Source organism: Halorubrum trapanicum, from assembly GCF_002355655.1.
Taxonomy (GTDB): domain Archaea; phylum Halobacteriota; class Halobacteria; order Halobacteriales; family Haloferacaceae; genus Halorubrum; species Halorubrum trapanicum_A.
The window spans coordinates 161,997-181,092 of sequence record NZ_AP017569.1; the positions used below are offsets into that span (position 1 = coordinate 161,997).

General features: G+C 71.2%; 17 protein-coding genes. 11 read left to right on the forward strand and 6 right to left on the reverse strand.

The annotated features are described in order from the left end of the window. Positions 1 to 140 precede the first annotated feature (140 nt). The 5 genes from sucC (at position 141) to CPZ01_RS00810 (ending at position 6,719) form a co-directional block, all read left to right on the forward strand. Entirely contained in the window at positions 141 to 1,286 is a 1,146-nt protein-coding gene (gene sucC / locus CPZ01_RS00790; RefSeq protein WP_096392971.1) for an ADP-forming succinate--CoA ligase subunit beta, read from the forward strand. After that, positions 1,283 to 2,152, forward strand: coding sequence for a succinate--CoA ligase subunit alpha (sucD, locus tag CPZ01_RS00795; protein WP_049929456.1), 870 nt, complete (start codon positions 1,283 to 1,285; stop codon positions 2,150 to 2,152). Before sucC ends, sucD begins: the two co-directional genes overlap by 4 nt. A 99-nt stretch (positions 2,153 to 2,251) precedes the next feature. After that, the gene (locus tag CPZ01_RS00800; protein ID WP_096392972.1) at positions 2,252 to 4,909 is read left to right on the forward strand and encodes a GAF domain-containing protein; all 2,658 of its coding nucleotides are present in this window, start codon (positions 2,252 to 2,254) and stop codon (positions 4,907 to 4,909) included. Positions 4,910 to 4,982: 73 nt separating this feature from the next. Then, positions 4,983 to 5,303 (forward strand): helix-turn-helix domain-containing protein, encoded by a 321-nt coding sequence (locus CPZ01_RS00805; RefSeq protein ID WP_096392973.1) that lies wholly within the window; start codon positions 4,983 to 4,985, stop codon positions 5,301 to 5,303. An 81-nt stretch (positions 5,304 to 5,384) separates the two neighbouring features. After that, positions 5,385 to 6,719, forward strand: a complete 1,335-nt coding sequence (locus CPZ01_RS00810; protein WP_096392974.1) for a tRNA (N(6)-L-threonylcarbamoyladenosine(37)-C(2))-methylthiotransferase — start codon at positions 5,385 to 5,387, stop codon at positions 6,717 to 6,719. 44 nt (positions 6,720 to 6,763) lie between these two features. Here the strand turns inward: CPZ01_RS00810 and CPZ01_RS00815 are convergent, their stop codons facing one another. The 5 genes from CPZ01_RS00815 to CPZ01_RS00835 form a co-directional block, all read right to left on the reverse strand. Continuing rightward, positions 6,764 to 7,933, reverse strand: coding sequence for a sensor histidine kinase (locus CPZ01_RS00815; protein WP_231899193.1), 1,170 nt, complete (start codon positions 7,931 to 7,933; stop codon positions 6,764 to 6,766). 63 nt (positions 7,934 to 7,996) lie between these two features. After that, entirely contained in the window at positions 7,997 to 10,105 is a 2,109-nt protein-coding gene (locus CPZ01_RS00820; protein WP_096392975.1) for an AMP-dependent synthetase/ligase, read from the reverse strand. 96 nt (positions 10,106 to 10,201) lie between these two features. Next, positions 10,202 to 11,188, reverse strand: a complete 987-nt coding sequence (locus CPZ01_RS00825) for a DUF7260 family protein (protein WP_096392976.1) — start codon at positions 11,186 to 11,188, stop codon at positions 10,202 to 10,204. A 111-nt stretch (positions 11,189 to 11,299) separates the two neighbouring features. Beyond that, on the reverse strand, positions 11,300 to 12,142 hold the full coding sequence (locus tag CPZ01_RS00830) for an eIF2B alpha/beta/delta subunit family protein (protein WP_096392977.1): 843 nt from the start codon (positions 12,140 to 12,142) through the stop codon (positions 11,300 to 11,302). Positions 12,143 to 12,200: 58 nt separating this feature from the next. Next, positions 12,201 to 12,923, reverse strand: coding sequence for a DUF726 domain-containing protein (locus CPZ01_RS00835; RefSeq protein ID WP_096392978.1), 723 nt, complete (start codon positions 12,921 to 12,923; stop codon positions 12,201 to 12,203). 261 nt (positions 12,924 to 13,184) lie between these two features. Between CPZ01_RS00835 and CPZ01_RS00840 the strand changes: the two genes are divergently transcribed. The 6 genes from CPZ01_RS00840 (at position 13,185) to CPZ01_RS00865 (ending at position 17,803) form a co-directional block, all read left to right on the forward strand. Beyond that, complete coding sequence (locus CPZ01_RS00840) at positions 13,185 to 13,664, forward strand: hypothetical protein (protein ID WP_096392979.1); 480 nt, start codon at positions 13,185 to 13,187, stop codon at positions 13,662 to 13,664. A gap of 80 nt (positions 13,665 to 13,744) precedes the next feature. Continuing rightward, positions 13,745 to 13,957 carry a hypothetical protein gene (locus CPZ01_RS00845; protein ID WP_096392980.1) on the forward strand — a complete coding sequence of 71 codons (213 nt, stop codon included), beginning with the start codon at positions 13,745 to 13,747 and terminating at the stop codon, positions 13,955 to 13,957. Between the two features lie 672 nt (positions 13,958 to 14,629). Then, positions 14,630 to 15,568, forward strand: coding sequence for a methenyltetrahydromethanopterin cyclohydrolase (gene mch / locus CPZ01_RS00850; RefSeq protein WP_096392981.1), 939 nt, complete (start codon positions 14,630 to 14,632; stop codon positions 15,566 to 15,568). Positions 15,569 to 15,595: 27 nt separating this feature from the next. Beyond that, a complete protein-coding gene (locus CPZ01_RS00855) occupies positions 15,596 to 16,126 on the forward strand; it encodes a hypothetical protein (RefSeq protein ID WP_096392982.1) in 531 nt (176 codons plus the stop codon). 77 nt (positions 16,127 to 16,203) lie between these two features. Further along, positions 16,204 to 17,397 (forward strand): potassium channel family protein, encoded by a 1,194-nt coding sequence (locus CPZ01_RS00860; protein WP_096392983.1) that lies wholly within the window; start codon positions 16,204 to 16,206, stop codon positions 17,395 to 17,397. Then, positions 17,381 to 17,803 carry a nuclear transport factor 2 family protein gene (locus tag CPZ01_RS00865; protein WP_096392984.1) on the forward strand — a complete coding sequence of 141 codons (423 nt, stop codon included), beginning with the start codon at positions 17,381 to 17,383 and terminating at the stop codon, positions 17,801 to 17,803. Before CPZ01_RS00860 ends, CPZ01_RS00865 begins: the two co-directional genes overlap by 17 nt. Before the next feature lie 12 nt (positions 17,804 to 17,815). On the opposite strand, the gene CPZ01_RS00870 is transcribed toward CPZ01_RS00865, so the two are convergent. After that, complete coding sequence (locus CPZ01_RS00870) at positions 17,816 to 19,027, reverse strand: iron-containing alcohol dehydrogenase family protein (protein ID WP_096392985.1); 1,212 nt, start codon at positions 19,025 to 19,027, stop codon at positions 17,816 to 17,818. Positions 19,028 to 19,096: the final 69 nt, after the last annotated feature.

The following is a 19,096-nucleotide window of genomic DNA, read 5'->3' on the forward strand; positions in this document are numbered from 1 at the left end:
CGCGTTCGGGGTCGCGGGCGGGTCGGCGCGTTCGGGGTCGCGGGCGGGCCGCAGCGCTCGGAGCCACGGCGACCCTGCGGCCGCGCCGTTCGCGCCGAATCGGAACCATTTAAGCCGACGTCGGTACCGATCCCACACGGATGAAACTTCACGAGTATCAAGCGAAGTCGCTCTTCGCGGACGCCGGGATCCCGGTTCCGGACTCCCGGCTCGCGACGAGCGTCGACGAGGCCCTCGACGCCGTCGACGAGATCGGCTACCCGGCCGCGATCAAGGCGCAGGTCCACGTCGGAGGGCGCGGGAAGGCCGGCGGGATCAAGATCGCGACCGACCGCGAGGAGGCCGAGCGGTACGCCGAGGAGATCCTCGGGATGGACCTGAAGGGGTACACCGTCGATCGGGTCCTCGTCGAGGCCGGCGTTGACTTCGTCGACGAGCTGTACGTCGGCGTCACGATGGACCGCGGCGAGGGGAAGCCGGTCCTGATGGTGTCGACCGAGGGCGGCGTGAACATCGAGGAGGTCGCCGAGGAGAACCCCGACGCCATCGCCCGCGAGCACGTCGATCCCGCGTTCGGGCTCCACCCGTACCAAGCCCGCAAGGTCGTCTACGAGGCGGGCGTCGACGCCGACGTCGCGCTCGACGTGGCCTCGATCCTCTCGACGCTGTACGACCTCTACGAGGAGAACGACGCCTCCGAGATCGAGGTCAACCCCGTGATGATCACGGGCGACCGCGACGTCGTCGCCGCGGACGCCGTGATGAACATCGACGAGGACGCGCTGTTCCGCCAGCCCGAGCTCGCCGAGATGGCCGAGGAGTCCTACGAGGACGACCTCGAACGCAAGGCCGGCGAGTACGGCTTCGACTACGTCCGCCTCTCCGGGAACGTCGGCATCATCGGCAACGGCGCCGGCCTCGTGATGACGACGCTCGACCTTGTCGACTACTACGGCGGGGCGCCCGCCAACTTCCTCGACATCGGCGGCGGCGCGAAGGCCGAGCGCGTCACGCAGGCGCTCGACATGGTGTTCTCCGACGACAACGTCGACGCCGTCGTCTTCAACATCTTCGGCGGGATCACCCGCGGCGACGAGGTCGCCAAGGGGATCAACGAGGCCTTAGAGCGGTTCGACGAGATCCCCAAGAAGGTGGTCGTCCGGCTCGCCGGCACGAACGCCGAGGAGGGGATGGAGATTCTGAACACCGACCTCGTCGAGGTCGAGAAGACGCTGGAGGACGCGGTCCAGCGCGCGGTGAAGAACGCCGAGGAGGTGACCCAATGAGCATTTTCGTCGACGACGACACCAGAGTGGTGGTCCAGGGGATCACCGGCGGGGAGGGGAAGTTCCACGCCGGCCAGATGATCGAGTACGGCACCAACGTCGTCGCCGGCGCGGTGCCCGGCAAGGGCGGCCAGGAGGTCGACGGCGTCCCCGTCTACGACACCGTCGACGAGGCCGTCGAGGCCGAGGACGCGGACGCCTCCGTCATCTTCGTCCCGCCGGCGTTCGCCGCCGACGCCATCTTCGAGTCGCTCGACACGGACCTCGACCTCGCGGTCGCGATCACCGAGGGGATCCCGACCCAGGACATGGCGAAGGTGAACAAGCGCCTGAGCGAGACCGACACCCGCCTCATCGGCCCGAACTGCCCCGGGATCATCACCCCCGGCGAGGCGAAGCTCGGCATCCTCCCCGGCAACATCTTCTCCGAGGGGAACGTCGGCTTAGTCTCCCGCTCCGGCACGCTCACCTACCAGGTCGTCGACAACCTCACCGAGCGCGGGCTCGGCCAGTCGACCGCGATCGGCATCGGCGGCGACCCGATCATCGGCACCTCCTTCGTCGACGCCCTGGAGGCGTTCGAGGCCGACACCGACACCGACGCCGTCGTGATGTGCGGCGAGATCGGCGGCGAGGACGAGGAGCAGGCCGCGAAGTTCATCGGCGAGCACATGGACACGCCGGTCGCCGGCTTCATCGCCGGCCGCACGGCGCCGCCGGGCAAGCGCATGGGCCACGCCGGCGCCATCGTCTCCGGCTCCGGCACGGGCACCGCGCAGTCGAAGATCGACGCGCTCAACGACGCGGGCGTCCCCGTCGGCGACACCCCCGAGGAGGTCGCCGACCACGTCGAAGACTTCCTTTAAATAGCCTAGCGCGCCGGACCGGCACCGGACCGCGGCTCCGTTTTTCAGTTCCGATACACGAAGCGAAAGGTAAAATTACTGGTAGGGAAACACACGCACATGAATTCCGGTCCCGACGACACGCCGTCCGACGCCGGCGCGGCCGCGGACGACCCGTCGGGACCGCCCGCCGACGGCGCGAGCCGCGTCCTGTTCGTCGACGACGAGCCGGGGGCGGCGGACCTCGCCGCGACCCACGTCGAGCGGCTCGTGGACGGGATCGAGACGGTGACGCGGCTGTCGCCGGACGAGGCGTTGGACGTGGTCCGCGAGGGGCGCGTCGACTGCGTCGTCAGCGACTTCGACATGCCGGGGACGGACGGGCTCGAACTGCTCGACGCCGTCCGTTCCGTCGACCCCTCCCTGCCGTTCGTGCTGTTCACCGGCAAGGGGAGCGAGGAGATCGCGAGCGAGGCCATCTCCGCCGGCGTGACGGACTACCTCCAGAAGGGCGCAGGCCGGGACCGGTACGAGGTGCTCGCAAACAGCGTCGCGAACGCGCTCGGGCGCCGGCGGGCGGAGCGCGACCTCCGCGAGGTGAACGCCAAGGTCACGGCGATTCACGAGTTCGCGACGGAGTTGGCGTCGGTGACCGACGTCGCCGCGGTGTTCGATCGGACGGTCGACGCGGCCGAGGAGATCCTCGAGTTCGACCGCTGCGTCGCCGCCCGCCGACGCGGCGACCGGGTCGTCCCCGCCGTCCTCTCCGACAGCGTCAGCGAAGACGAGGTCCGCGCGTTCGAGGTCGGCGAGGGCGTCGTCGGGACCACGGTCGCCGAGCAGGAGACGATGGTGATCGACAACCTCAGCGTCGACCCCGCCGACCCGGACGAGCTGGAGGACCCCTCGTCGCCGGGTCGGACGGCGGCCGAGGCCGACCGGCGGGAGGGGTCGGACGTAGCCGATCCGGTCGCCGACGACATCCGGTCGGCGATCAGCGTTCCGATCGGCTCGCACGGCGTGTTACAGGCGGTCTCGAACGGATACGCCGCGTTCGACGAGCGGGACGTCGAGTTCGCGGAGCTGCTGGCCGCCCACGCCGCCAACGCCGTCGAGCAGATCGAGACGGAGAACGCGCTCCGCCGGGAGCGGGACCGGCTGACGGCGCTGTTCGACGACCTCCCGCTGCCGGCGGTGCGCACCGTCGCCCTCGGTGACGGCGGGCGTCGCCTCGACGCCGCCAACGAGGCGTTCGAGGAGACGTTCGGTCACGGCGCGACGGACGGGTACGAACGCGTCCGCGAAGCGATCATCCCGGACGGCGCCGACCGGCTCGACCCGGAGTCGGTGCTCGAACGCGACGAGCCCTCCCGGCTCGAGGTGCGTCGTCGGACCACGGACGGGCTGCGCGACTTCATCCTCCACGTGATCCCGGTCACGCAGCCGGACGAGACCGTCATCTACAGCATCTACGCGGACATCGGCGAACAGAAGCGCGTCGAGCGCACGCTCCGGCGGCTCCACGCGACGACCCGCGAGATGTTCGGCGGCGAGGACCGCGAGGGGGTCGCGGCGGTGGCTACCCGGGCGGCGATCGACATTCTCGAGTTCCCGAGCAGCGGCGTCAGGCTGTACGACCCCGAGGCGAACGTCCTCCGCCCGACGGCGATAAGCGAGGAGGCGACCGCGGCGTTCGGCGACCGACCGTCGTTCGGTCCGGGTGACGGCCGCATCTGGGAGGCGTTCGACGACGGCCAGCCGGTCGTGGTCGACGACCTCGACGCCGTCGACAGCCCGGTCGGGTACGGCGAACACCGGAGCCTCCTCGTCGTTCCCCTCGGCGACCACGGCGTGATGCCGCTCGGGTCGCGCGAACCGGGCTTCTTCGACGAGACGGACCTCCAGCTGGCCCGCGTCCTCGCCGCGAACGTCACCGTCGCGCTCGACCACGCCGAGCGGACCGAGCAGCTCCGCGACCGCGACGCGGCGCTCCAGCGGGAGATCGATCGGCTGGAGAAGTTCGCGGGACTCGTCTCCCACGACCTCCGGAACCCGCTCAACGTCGCCGCCGGTCGGACCGACCTGGCCCGGTCGCTGACGGACGACGCCGCGGTCATCGAGGAACTCGACCGGGCCGAGGACGCGCACGACCGGATGAGCCAGCTGATAGACGATCTCCTCGCGCTGGCGCGGCAGGGCCGCACGGTCGACGAGATCGAGGCCGTCCCGCTGGACGAGGCCGCCGAACGAGCGTGGCGCACCGTCGACACCGGCAAGGCGACGCTCGACGTCTCGGCGGCGACGGCCGCGGTCGAGGCGGACCCGGAGCGGCTCCGCACGCTGTTCGAGAATCTGTTTACGAACAGCGTGGAACACGGTTCCACGGGCAGTCGGGCGGAGCCCGACGACAGTGTCGAGCACGGCTCGACTTACAGCCGGACGGAGTCCGGCGACAGCGTGGAACACGGTTCCACGGGCAGTCGGGCGGAGCCCGACGACAGCGGCGAGCACGGAACGGGCGGCGACGCCGGCGGGGACGCCGACGGCCTCACGGTCACCGTCGGGTCGCTCTCCGACGGATTCTACGTCGCGGACGACGGGGCCGGCTTCGACATCGATCCGGAGGAGGCGACGGAGTACGGCCGTTCAAGCACGGAGCGGGGGACGGGGTTCGGCCTCGCGATCGTGCGCGAGATCGCGGCCGCGCACGGCTGGGAGCTGTCGATCGACGGCGACGACGGCGCTCGGTTCGAGTTCCGCCACGGAACCGATATATAAAAACCCGGTTGGCGTGCGCACCGGGCGCACAGGCGGGCCACGGTTATGCGCGATTCGCCCCACTACGTTACGTATGGACGAAGGAACCCGCGAGCTGCTCGAACCGCTCCCGCCGAGCGCCAAGCTGGTCTACTACGTGCTCGACGCCGAGGGCCGGTTCGACCAGACCGGCCTCGCCGAAGAGACCCGCCTCTCGACCCGCACCGTCCGGTTCGCGGTCGAGAAGCTCACCGAGGTCGGGCTCGTCGAGGAGGGGCTGTGCCCCCGCGACGCCCGGCGCTCCGTCTACCAGGCCGTGCCGCCGGCGGAGCGCGACCCCGTCGACGAGCCGGAGGCGACCGCCGAGTCGGCCTCCGAGGCCGACGCGCCGGCCGCCGCGGTCGCCGAGGACTGAGCCCGAAGGCGGTCGACACCTCCCGCAGACGTCCCGATCCGTCGCGCTTTTGCCCCCGGGACCGGTAGTGAGGGCACTCCGATGGCGACGTACCACATCGAAACCTACGGCTGCAGCTCGAACCGGGGAGAGAGCCGGGAGATCGAGCGCGCCCTCCGTGACGGGGGGCACCGCCCGGCCGACGGCCCCGAAGACGCGGACGTCGCCATCCTCAACACCTGTACCGTCGTCGAGAAGACGGAACGGAACATGCTCCGCCGCGCCGAGGAGCTCGCGGAGACGACCGCGGAGCTGGTCGTCACCGGCTGTATGGCGCTCGCGCAGGGCGAGATGTTCGCCGAGGCGGACGTCGACGCCGAGATCCTCCACTGGGACGAGGTCCCCTCCTACGTGCTCAACGGCGAGTGCCCGACGGTCACCCCCGACGCCGAGCCGGTCTTAGACGGCGTCGTCGGCATCCTCCCCATCGCCCGCGGCTGTATGAGCAACTGCTCGTACTGTATCACCAAGTTCGCCACCGGCCGCGTCGACTCCCCGCCGGTCGAGGAGAACGTCGAGAAGGCCCGGGCGCTGGTCCACGCCGGCGCGAAGGAGATCCGCGTCACCGGACAGGACACGGGCGTGTACGGCTGGGACGAGGGGGAACGCAAGCTCCCCGAGCTGCTCGACCGGATCTGCGACATCGACGGCGAGTTTCGGGTCCGGCTGGGGATGGCGAACCCCGGCGGGATCCACGGGATCCACGAGGAGCTGGCGGACGTGTTCGCGGCGAACGAGGAGCTGTACGACTTCATCCACGCCCCCGTCCAGTCGGGGTCCGACGACGTGCTCGAAGACATGCGCCGCCAGCACCGCGTCGAGAAGTTCCGCGAGGTCGTCGAGACGTTCGACGAGCGGCTCGACCACTGGACGCTCTCGACCGACTTCATCGTCGGCTTTCCCACCGAGAGCGAGGCCGACCACGAGCGGTCGATGGATCTCCTCGCCGAGGTCCGCCCCGAGAAGATCAACGTCACCCGCTTCTCGAAGCGCCCCGGCACCGACGCCGCCGACATGAAGGGGCTCGGCGGCACCGTCAAGAAGGAGCGCTCGAAGGCGATGTCCGAGCTGAAGATGGAGGTCGTCGGCGAGGCGTACGAGTCGATGGTCGGCGATCGGTTCGAGGCCCTCGTCGTCGAGGAGGGGACCGGCGACTCGGTGAAGTGCCGCGACGGCGCCTACCGACAGATCATCGTCCAGAACGCGACCGAACGCGGGGTCGACGTTGGGGACTTCCTCACCGTCGAGGTGACCGGGCACAACACGGTGTACGCGTTCGGCGACCCGGTCGACGAGGCGCGTTCCGACGCCGGCGGCGTCGACGGCGACTCGGTCGAGCGCGACGACCGGCCCGAATCGACAGCGTCCTCGGCGTAACGACCCGAGTCGCCCCGCCAGCTGGATTCCTCCTCCGCGCCCACTCAGGCGGACTCGTCCGGCCGCTGTCCCGTCGTCCCGGAATCGCTCGACTCCGATCCCCTTGACTTCGAACCCGCCCACTCCTCGGGCCCGGCGGCGTCCGGCACTCCGCCAGTGGCACCGTTCGATTCGGGCCGATCCGGGAGCCGGATCCGGACGACGGTGCCCCGCGGGTCGTTCTCCGCGAACTCGACCGTGCCGCCCGCCCGCGTGACCGTCCAGTATATCAGCCACAGCCCGAGTCCTTCGGTGTGTTCCAGCGGCGTCTCCTCGGCGTTTCGGAGCGTCTCTCGTTCGATCTCCGGGATCCCCCGTCCGGTGTCCGCGATCGAGAGTGTGGTCGCGTCGTCGTCCCGGCTCACGCGCACCGTGACCGTCACGTCGTCGTCGTTGTGTTCGATCGCGTTCCGCAGCGCCTCCTCGATCGCGAGCGGGAGCGACGGGTGCGCCCGGACGACGCAGCTGTCCGGGAGCTCCGTCCGGACGGCGACGCCGGGCGCCTCGGCGGTCAGCTCCGCCACTCGCTCCTCGACCACGGCGACGAGGTCGAACGACTGGCGCGACTCGGTCCGCCAGATCGACGCGATCCGGCGGGTCCGCTCGCTCGTCTCGACGAGGTCTTCGAGGTGGGTCCGAGCGATCGCCGCCCGCTCCGCGACCTCCGCGTCGTCCTCGACGGCCTCGATCCCGCCGAGGTAGCCGAGCGCGACCGACAGCTCGTTGCGGATGTTGTGGCGCAGCACGCGGTCGTTGATCGAGAGCAGGGTGGCGAGCTCCTGCGCCTCGGCGAGCTGTTCGTCGGCCTTCACCGCGTACGGTCCCGCGCGGGACCCGACCGCCGCGCCGAGACTCGCGGCGAACGAGATCAGAAAGGAGAGCTTGAACGCGTGGTGTTCGAGCAGCCAGATGAGCCAGACGACGCCCGCGAGCGCGGCGAACGAGAGGGCGGTCAGGGCCGCGATCCGAACTGCCCGCCACCGGCCGGTCAGGGATATTCCCCAGTCCGGAAGGTCGTACACCGTGTAGAAGACGAAGCCGGAGAGTCCGACGATCAGCGCCGACTCGAGCAGCGAGCCCACGCCGCCCCCCTGAAGCGCCAGGTGTCCGGCGCCGAGGCCGGCACAGAGGACGCCGAGCGCGGCGAACCCGACGCGAGGGGTGAGGGAGGTCATCGGGCGCCGTACTCCTCCCCGACGTTTAGGACTTTCTCGGGAGACCGGCCGCGACGGACGGAATCAATCCTCCTCGTAGATCAGCTCGACCTCGTCGGCGAACCGGTCCAAGATGTTCCGGCGCTTCTTCTTCATCGTCGGCGTGAGCAGGTCGTTGTCCTCGGTGAACTCCTCTTCGACGATCCGGAACCGCTTGATCTTCTCGTACGACTCGAACTCCTCGTTCACGCGGTCGACCTCCTCCTGAACCCGCTCGCGGACCCGGTCGTCGCGGCAGATCGCCGCGCGCTCGTCGGGCAGATCGATCCCCTCGTCGTCGGCCCACGCCGCGAGCCGCTCGAAGTTGGGCACGATGAGCGCGGAGACGAACTTCCGACCGTCGCCGAGGACGACGCACTGCTCGACGAACTCGTTGGCGGCGAACCGGTCCTCGATCGGCCCGGGCGCGACGTTCTTCCCCGTCGAGAGCACGAGCAGCTGCTTGGCGCGCTCGCGGAAGGCGACGTAGCCGTCCGGCCGGAGCTGCACGATGTCGCCCGTGCGGAACCACGGCTCCGCGGCGGCCGCCGCCGCGTCTTCGGTCGCCTTGCCGTCGTCGTCCGCGTCGTCGGCTCCGTCCCCGTCGACGCCGACGCGCTCGTCGGGCGGGGTCCCGGCGGTGACGGCGTCGTCGGGGAGATCGTCCGCGTCGACGAACGCCTCCGCGGTCGCGTCCGGGCGGTTCCAGTAGCCGTCGGTCACCTGCGGACCGCGGACGAGCAGCTCGCCCACGTCGCCGTCCAGGTCCGCGACCTCCTCGCCGACGACGGAGCCGTCGATCGCGATCTCGGTGTCGACGACCGGCGGGCCGATCGTGCCGACCTTCGGGGCCTCCGGCGGGTTGACGCTGATGACGGGCGAGGTCTCCGTGAGGCCGTACCCCTCCAGGATGGGCAGGTCCATCGCGTGGTACAGCGCGCACAGCTCGGCCGACAGCGACCCGCCGCCCGAGATGAAGAAGTCGACGTTGCCGCCGATCGCGTCCCGGACCGACGAGAAGACGAGGCGGTCGGCGACCGCGCGCTTGGCGTCGAGCAGGGCCCCAGGGTCGTCGGCCTCGTGGTGGGCGCGCCCGACCTCGACCGCCCACTCGAAGATCCGCTCCTTCACCGGCGACTCGCTCGCCTGCTCGCGGATCGCGTCGTACAGCTTCTCGTAGACGCGCGGGACGCTGGTCGTCGTCGTCGGGCGCACGAGCCCGAAGTCCTCCCGGAGGGTGTCGGGGCTCTCCGCGTACGCGACCGTCGCGCCCGCGGCGAACATCATGTAGTGGCCCGCCATCCGCTCGAAGACGTGCGCGAGCGGGAGGAAGGAGAGGGTTGTCGTCTCCGCGGAGATGCCGGGCACGTCCGGGTCGCGGTCGGGTCGGTCCGCGAACCGGCGGTAACACTGCGAGACGTTGTCCCGGAAGTTGGCGTGCGTGAGCCGGACGCCCTTCGGCTTCCCGGTCGTGCCGGAGGTGTAGATGAGGCTGGCGAGGTCGTCGACGTCATTCGCGTTGATCCACGACTCGTACGTCGCCTCGTCGAACGCGGCGGCGCCGCGCTCGTGGACCTCGCCGAGAGTGTACACGTCGTCGGCCGCCCCGGCGGCGCCGTCGCCGGGCTCGGCGTCCGCGGCGATCTCGTCGAACGTCACGACCGCGTCGAGGTCGTGGTCGAGGTCGTCGCGCACCGCGAGGACCTCGTCGAGCATCTCGCGGCTCTCGGCGACGACGACGGTCGCCTCCGGGTCCTCCAGCAGGTAGCGCAGCTGCCCCGGCGACGACGAGGCGTACACGGTCGTCACGACGGCGCCCGCGGCCAGCGCCGCGAAGTCGGTCTGGGCCCACTCCATGCGCGTCTGCGAGTACATCGCCACCCGCGTGTCGCCGTCGACGCCGAGCTCGCGGAACCCGGCCGCGAGGTTCCGGACGATCCCGCGCATCTCGGCGTACGTCAGGTCGGCGTACTCGCCCGCGGGCGCCCGCGGAACGACCCCGGCGGCGACGAGCGACCGGTCGTGGATTCCCCCCTTGTACCGCTGCGCGATCCGGTCAGCGTGTCGCTCCGCGGTGCGTTCGAACATCTCGGAGAGCGTCTCTCGGGCGACCGCGTCGTCCGTGAACGCCCGTTCCGCCGCTTGCCAACTCATACACGCTCACTCCCGCCCTACCTTCATAAACAATCCGGTAGTTTTGAGTTTCCCTTCGCACGGAGGGGCGTCGGGCGGTCAGGAAATGGGGTGCGGTCAGCGGCCGCCGGCGATCCGCGTGCCGACGCGGTCTCTGTCCGCGCGGATCCCGTCGGCGACCTCCGCGACCTGCGCGAGGACCGGGTAGCGCGGACCGTCGACGGAGCCGTAGAGGTAGTCGTAAAACGGGCGCTCGCGGTCCTCGTCGAGCGCCGTTCCGGGGGTCAGCGGCGGGTCGTCGAGCGAGCGCTGTCGATCGGCGGCGAGGTCGTCGCACTCCCGTTCGAGCTCCGACAGCCGGTTCCAGACGTCGATCGCCGCGTCGGTCTCGCGGCCGGACCGGATCCCCTCCAAGTGACCGATCAGCCGGCGGCGGCGGCGGTCGATCGACGATAGCGTCGCCTCTCGGTCGCCCAGCTCGTCGATCTCTTCGCCTATCGCGTCGGCGAGCCGTTCGCGCGCCCTGGCGGCGCGGCGACTTCGGTCGACGAGCGCCGACCGCGCGCCGCTCGACAGCCCGCCGTCGGACGCCAACGCGGTCGCGGTGTCCGGTCCGAGCTCCGCGGCCAGGCTCTCCGCGGCCGACTCGTCGTACTCGGCCCGGTAGTGGGGCAGCGACAACACGGTGTCGTGGTACGCGGACATCACCCGTCTGAGCGTGGCGTTGTCTGCGGCCGTCCCGTCCCCGGGACGTCGTCCGCCGCCGGGGCCGTCGAGTCCGCGGAGCGCGCCGGCGGGCACGCCGGACGGCGTCGCGTCCGTCGCGACGGAGACGGTGTCGATCTGCGCGACCCGATCGGCGAACGACTCGAACGCGTCCCGCTCGTCGAGGACGCGGCGTCGCTCGCGCCGGCAGGCCGACTCGGCGTCGCGGACGTACGCGAACGCGAGCAGCGCGAGCACGCCGATCAGCGCGACCGCCGTGATCACTCCCGGCTCGGTCGCAACCGCCCACAGCTCGCACACGCCGCTCGCGCAGTTCGCACCCGTCACCCCCTGATCTGGAATCTGAAAGACCGCCGTCGAACCCGGATGAACGCTCATTGTATCCGTTAACACGGTACACGCACAAAGCGCTTTGGGCCGTTCGGCGGCGCTCGGCGGGGTATGGGGACGTTCAGCGGAGGGCGCTCGGGTCTCGCTCGGCTCTCGGCGTCAGTCGCGGACGCCGTCGTCGGTGATCACGGTGTCGATCATCCCGATCGGGGTCGCGTCGTAGCTGGGGTTCTCGATCTCGACGTCCTCGACCGGCTCGCGCATCACCTCGACGGCGTCGCGGAACTCGTTCTCGAAGCGGAACTCCTCGATGGTCTTCGCGCCCGAGCCGACCGCGGTGACGGGGACGCCGAGCTCGCGGGCGGTGACGACGAGGGGGAAAGTGCCGATCCGGTTGTAGTAGGTCCCGCCGGTGATACAGGTGATCCCGAGCAGGACGCGGTCGCAGTCGCGGAGCGCGTACCCCATCGCGCTGTCGACGACCATCCGCGTCTCGACGCGGGACATCCCCGCGAGGACGCGCGCGGTCTTCCGGCCCAGCGTCCGCGGGCGCGCCTCGGTGACGTAGACGGTGAGGTGCGCGCCGTCGCGCGCGGCGTTCTCGATCGCCTCCAGCACCGTCGTCGAGTAGTCGTGGACGAGCAGCGTGTCGCCGTCCTCGATGCGCTCGGCGGCGTTGGCGGCCGCCTCGCCCTTCGCCGTCTCGATGTCGTCGACGACGCGGGCGATCACGTCCTCCAAGAGCTGCTTCGCGCCCTCGACGCTCGTCGCCTCGCCGACGATGGAGCGTTCCACGTCGCGCATCGCGTTGTGGAGCGCGGCGTGAGAGGGGTTCGACCGGCGCAACACGCCCGCGTTGTGTTCGAGGTCGCGCTCGAACTCGTCGACGGTCACGTACTCGCGGTCCAGCAGGTCCGCGAGCGACCGCGTCGCCTTCACGGCCACCGCCGACGTGCTGTGGGTCCGCATCGCCCGTATCTCGGCGACGGTCTCGTCGATCATGCCCGAACGGTCGACCGCGCCGGTAAAAGGGGTTCCGGGGGAAAGCGGGCGGGGAAAACTATCCGAGACCGATCCGGTCGACCGCGCGCGGCAGACACCCCTCTCCGGGTTCGACGTACGAGTAATGGTCCGCGACCAGATCGGTGACGTCGACGTCCGCGTAGCCCGCCGGCGCGGTCGCACCCTCGGCGAGCCCGCCGTGCCCGACCGCTCGCGTTCGGTCCGACGCGCGGTACACCCAGCCGAGGACGCGGTCGTTCCGGCTGTGGAAGTTGTATAGGGGCGCGTCGAGCGCCGCGATCGCCGGACCGTACCGCCCGTCGATCCCGGCGCTGTCGTGCGGGATCGCGCTGCCGAACAGCGACGCCGACGCGAGGGCGTCCGTCCGCCCGCGGTCCGCGAGTTCGCGGAGCATCTCCCCCGTCACGCGGGCGCCGAGCGAGTGGGCGAACAGGTGGACCGGCCGGCCGTCGTCGTCCGCCCACGCCGTCAGCCAGTCGGCGAGCGGGACGGCGTTGGCGTCGGCGGTCTCCTTCGCCGGCTCCCAGTCGACGTTCGACGCCCACGAGTAGCCGATGACGGGGGGAGCGTCGGCCTCTCCGCCGGACTCCGTCGCCGCGTCGAGGCCGAGACGAGCGGTGTACGTCAGGTCGCGGGCCGACTCGGCGTCCGCGCCGAGCCCGTGGACGAACAGGACCACGGAGTCGGCCCCGTCGAACGCCCACGACCCCGACCGCTCCGTCGGGTCGTCGGCGTCGAGGCGCCCGCGGGTCGAGACCATCGGCTGCGTCTCGGGCGCCTCGTACCCGCCGGCGTCGCCGTCGAGCGCGTTCGCGACGTAGAGGCCGCCGCCCCCGAGGAGGCCGATTCCGCCCGCGGCGCCGTAGAGGAGCCGTCGTCGGGTGACGAGCCGGGAGGGGTCGTCCGATGCGTCCGAGCCGTCAGCGGGGGTATCGGATGAGATGTCGGATCGTCGCGCCGGACGATCAAATAGCTGACGCGCCGGCGACGGCTGTTTATAAATGGATACCGTACGAGGCGTATGAGCTACCCGGTCACGTACTACTGTCCGCACTGCGGGACGCTCGTCGCGCTCGAACGCGAGGGGTATCTCGCGGACAAGTCGGTGACGCCGTACCCGCTGGAGGGGTGGACGTACGTCGCGCCCGCGGAGCCGTTCGACGCGGAGGAGGGTGAGAACGATGATACTGCCGTTGAAGCCGACGGCGTCCGGTTCGTCTGCGGCGAGAGCGACGGCGTCGAATGGGACCCGCACGACGGGGTTCGGGGGTCCGATGTCGGCGGCGACGAACCGTACCGGGAACCCGACAGCGAGGGCGTCGGCTGCGGCGAGCCGTTCTACCTCTCGTTCGTTCGCTTCGAGGAGGGGCGGGAGATCGACCCGCGGGCGGAGTCGGAGCCCGTCGAGATCAATCCCGACCCGCGGCCGAGCGGTCCCCGCGGTCCGCCCGGCCCCGGCGAGGCCGGCGGGCCCGGCGACTCCGACGGCGGCTTCTGGTGAGCGGTCGGAGCGACTCGCTTTCGGACGCCGACGCCCGTCACGCCGGAAAATACTTCAATTTAAACGTAGAACTGCCGCGTATGCCCGGCAGCCGATCGAACTCCCCGCTCGGGAGGGTCGTCGGCGCGGCCGTCGCCCTCCTCGCGGTCGCCCTCCTCGCGCTGGACCGCTGGACAGACCTGTCCGTCCCGTACGGCTACGACTCCGGCAGCACCGCGCTGTTCCTCGTCGGGGCGGCCGCCGCCGTCCTCGCCGTCGCGCTCGGCGGCTACCGGTACTTATCCGGTGAGTAACGGCCGTCTGAGCTGTCGGGGCGGTCCGGCAGTCCGGCGTCGATCTCGGTGACTTCGTATTTATAAGTAGTTGCCATTGAACTGAGAGCGACGCTCTTCGCATCGCGAGGTTATTTTTAAATACTCGTCGGCAGATCGAGGGCGAACACCGCGAAAGTCTCTGCCGCTTCTTTATAAGTTGACGCTCACAGATCGACGGCGAACACCGCCAAAGCCCCAGTCGCGAGGCGGGCGCACGCTCGCTGCGCTCCTCACTCAGTCGCTCGCGCTGCTCGCTCTTTCGCTGCGGTGCTTACTTCGCCTGCGCCCGCCTCGCGACTGCCCCTTTGAGTCCCACCCGACCGCACAGCACCACCGGAAGACGGTCCTGCTCGCTCACTGCGTTCGCTGCGCGGGCTGCGACTTCCGTACTCCCGCTCGCTCCCTCCGGTCGCTCGCGGGACCGCAGCCTCACACCTCCCCAGCCTCGTCAGTCGCCTCCGCTTCGCTCCGGCGACTGACTCCCTCGCGCGGTGCTGTTCGCGCCCTTCGGGCGCTCACAGGCACGCGCCGACCGCACCGCTCGTTTATAAATAACTGAACGCGAGACGCGTTCGATTTTACGTGGTCCGGAACCCCGGCCTGCGAGGCGAACAGCCAAACCCCTTAAACGGGGAGCGAGTACCCTCGCCCATGGAAAGCATCAACCGGACCGCGATCGAGCTGGTCGACGAGGCGCTCGACTTCGCCGGCGAGCTGGACGTCGTCGGCTACGAGCTGGACAACGGCGCCACCGTCGTCGACTTCGGGGTCGACGCGGCCGGCGGCGTCGAGGCGGGACTGCTGCTCGCGGAGATCCAGACCGCCGGGCTGGCGAACCTCCAGACCCGGATGGGCGAGCTCGCGGGCGCGCCGCGCCAGCACGTCGAGCTGTCGACCGACCACCCCGCCGTGGCGCTGCTCTGCTCGCAGAAGGCCGGCTGGGAGCTGACGACCGAGGGCGGCTTCGAGGGGCTCGGCTCCGGGCCGGCCCGCGCGCTCGTCGGCCGCGAGACCGAGTTCGAGCGCGTCGGCTACTACGACTCCTCCGAGTTCGCCACGCTGGCGATCGAGTCGACCGAGCTGCCCGACGAGGAGGTGGCCGAGCAGGTCGCCGACATGGCCGAGGTCGACGCCGACGGCGTGTTCCTCCCGACGTTCGCCACCGGCTCGACCGCCGGCTCCGTCACCACCGCGGCCCGCGCCGCCGAGCTCGCCGTCTTCCGCCTGCTGGAGGTCGGCTACGAGCCCACCGACGTGCTCCACGCCTCGGGCTCCGCGCCGCTCGCGCCCGCGACCCGCGACGAGACCGAGGCGATGGGCCGCACCAACGACGCCCTCGCGTACGGCGGCGAGGTCCACCTACAGGTCGCGCGCGACGACGACCGCTTCGACGAGATCGTCTCGACCGCCAGCGAGGAGTACGGCACCCCCTTCGTCGAGGTGTTCGAGGACGCCGACTGGGACTTCTACGATGTCCCCGAGAGCGTGTTCGCTCCCGCGCAGGTCACCGTCGACGTCGTCGACGGCCCCGTCTACACCGTCGGCGAGACCGACGAGGAACTGCTCGCGGAGTCGTTCGGCTACCGCTGACCGCCGCGTAACCCCTCTCACGCTCCCGTGCGACTCAAACCCGTCCCCGACCCCCCGGCCGATCTCGACGAACTCCGCGAGTACCAGCGCGCGGTGCCGCTCGTCCCGGGCGACACCGACGACTGCTGCGCCCGGCTCCGCCGACGCCGCGACCTCCCGGACCGGCAGACTGCGAACGACTGGCTCGCGTTCCTGCGCGCGCTCGGCCTCGTCGAGGAGACCGCTCGGGGGTTCGTCCGCGCGGACGCCGAGCCGACCCCCGAGCGCGTCCGCGAGGGGCTCCGCGACGGCGTCCTCCTCGTCCCGGAGGCGCTCGCGGCGCTGCGGGAGGTCTCGCTCGACGACCCGCTTACTCCGGACGATCTCTTCGCGGCCACCCGCGACCGGGTCCCGCGCCACGAGCGGGCCCGGAACCCCGACTGGGAGGCCGCGTGGCGCGACCGCGCGGCCCGGCTGCTGGGGTGGCTCGCGCTCGTCGACCTCGCGGCCCCGGTCGGCGGCGACGCGGATCCGGCCGCCGCCGCCGACGTCGGCTACGTCGCCGGCGACGCGCTCTGACCGGGCCGTCGGCTTCGCCGCGACCGTCTCGCCGCCCCCGCAACAAGCCTTTTACTCGCCGCCGGAGAGGGAGTCGCATGGGACGCTTCGACGGGCGCACGGTCCGCTACGAGCCGACGAGCGTCAAAGACCTGCTCGTCGAGATGAAAGACACCGCGGAGCTGCTGATCGACCTCTCGTACTCGGCGGTCCTCCACGGGAGCCCGACGGTCGCGCACGAGGTCGTCGAGCTCGAACACCGGATGGACGTGCTCCAGATGCGCGCCCGGATGAGCCTGATGCTCGCGGCGCGGAACCCGAACGAGGCGGAGACGCTCGCGCCCGTCCTCGGCGTCATCGCCGCCGCCGACAAGGTCGCCGACGCCGCGGGCGACATCGCCAAGATCGTCACCGAGGAGATCGGCCTCCCCGACTCGATGCGGGGCGCGCTCTCGGCGGGCGTCGAGACGCTCGTCCGCGGGACGGTGGCCGCCGACTCCGCGTACGCCGGCCGGACGCTCGACGACATCGACCTCGAATCCGTGACCGGCGTCCGCGTCATCGCGGTCCGGCGCGACGAGGACTGGATCCTCAACCCCGGACCGACGACCCGGCTGAAGCCGGGCGACGTGACGCTGCTGCGCGGCCCCGAGACGGGCGTCGCGGACGTCTACCCCGAACTGAGCGGTGAGCCGTTCGAACCCGACCCGCCCGCGGAGCCCGCGATCGACGACCTCGAACGCGCGGTCGACTCGATCGTGTTGATGAAGAACCTCTCGGAGCTCGCGGTCGACCTCGCGTACGGCTCGGTCCTCTTCGACAACGAGGAGCTGGCCGAGGAGGTGAACAACTTGGAGATCGAGGTGGACGCGCTCCAGTCGCGCTTCGAGGCGTGGACGCTCCGGGCGGCGGCGGAGGCCGACGACCCGGTGTCGCTGCGCGGGCTCATCCACCTCGGCGTCGCGACAGAGGAGATCTCCGACGCCGCGCTCGCGATCACCGAGGGGGTCCGCCGCGACCTCGACGTCCACCCGGTCGTCGAGATGGCGGTCCAGGAGTCCGACGAGATCATCACCCGGACCGTCGTCGCCGAGGGCAGCGACCTCGACGGGACGGCGGTCGCCGACGGCGTGCCCGCGACGGACATCTCGACGAGCGTCCTCGCGATCCGGCGCGCGGACGACGAGTGGCTGGTCGGCCCGGACATCGACACCACCCTCCGGGGCGGCGACGTGATCATCTCGAAGGGGACCCGGACCTCCGCCGAGGAGTTCGATGCCCTCGCGGCGTGAGGGCGGGGAGGCGGCGCCGCCCGCGGACGAGGAGGGAGAGGCGGTGGCGCCCGGGGATTCGAACCCCGCCGCCCTCGCCCGGGCCTACTACGACGCGCTCGACGCCGGCGAGTACGACCGGCTGCGGTCGCTGCTCGCCTCCGACTTCGTCCAGCGCCGCCCCGACCGGACCTTCGAGGGGCGCGACCGCTTCGTCGCGTTCATGCGCGACGATCGGCCGAACACGGACACAACCCACGCGGTCGACGGCGTCTACCCGGCCGGCCCCGGCGTGGCGGTCCGCGGCCGGCTGCTCGACGCCGACGGCGAGGTACTGTTCGGGTTCGTCGACGTGTTCTCCGTCGATGAGGACGACGGGCGGTTGACCGCGCTGGAGACGTACGCGGCGGAGTCGTCGGCCGACTGAACCCCTCCGCGCCTACCACGCCGCGCGCAGCACGCCGAGGATCCCGTCCGCGGTCGCGTCGAGGTCGGCCGGCGCGCGCTCCATCGGCGGGTCCTCTGCGACGAACTCGGCGATCGCCGGCAGGTCTTCCTCGTCGGTCTCGGGGAGGTCCCGGAGCCGGCTCGGGACGTCGAGCGCGTCGCGGACCTCGGCGACCGCCTCGACGACGTCCTCGGCGATCACGTCGTCGTCGCGGCCGTCGGTCGGGACCCCCAGTCCGGCCGCCAGCGCCCGGCGGCTCGCGTCCACCTCGTCGAAGAGGTACGCCAGCGCGTGCGGCGCGACGACGGCGTGGATCGCGCCCTGCTGGACGTCGTAGCGGCGGGCGAACCCGTGGCCGAACGCGTGGATCACGCTGATCTTGCGGTCGAGTTGGACGAGCAGCGACCCCACCACGGCGCGGTCCGTCGCGTCCTCGCCGCCCGGCCGGTCGCCGACCACGAGCGGGAGGGCGTCCGAGAGGAGCCGGAGCCCGTGGACGGCCGCCGCGTCGCTCACCGGGTCGGCGTCGCGGGCGTACGGCGTCTCGATCCCCTTGTCGAAGCCGTTCATCGCCGACCCGGCCAGCACCGACCGCGGGGTCGTCTCGAACAGCGCGGGGTCGGCCACGTCCGCGACCGGCCACGCGCCGCTCCCGCTGACGTTCACCGGCTGGCCGGTCGGCGACCCGTCGGCCGAGAGGATCTCCAGCGATCCCCCGGTCGAGACGTCCGCGCCGGCGAACGTCGTCGGCACCACGACGAACGGGAAGGCGGGACCGCTCCCGGGCGCGAGGGCGCCGAGCGCGTCCGGCCCGGCCTCCGCGTCGTCGCGGATCTCCCCGAGATCGCGGCCGTCGGCCGCGAGCAGCGTCGCCTGTCTGGCGATATCGAGGCTGGCGCCGCCGCCGACCGCGACGAGGGCGTCGGCGCCGATCTCGGCCCGCGCGTCGAGCAGGTCGTAGGCGGTCTCGACCCGCTTGTCGGGGCTGGTCCCGTCGAAGACGCCGGCGAGGCGGTCGCCGAGGCCCCCCCGGATCGGGTCCATCAGCGCGTCGTTCGCGCCCGTGTTCGAGCCGCAGACGACGAGCGCGTCGTCGAGACCGCGCTCGCCGAGCCAGCGGCCGAGGTCGGCGATCCGCCCTCGTCCGTATCGGATCTCGCAGCCGCGGTGGACGTGTTCGAAGGTGTCCGCGATCGGTAGCATCGGGATGGGGTACGCGGGGGCGCGGCTTGTAGCTGTGGGAAGGGACCGCATGCTGCGCTTCGTTCACGG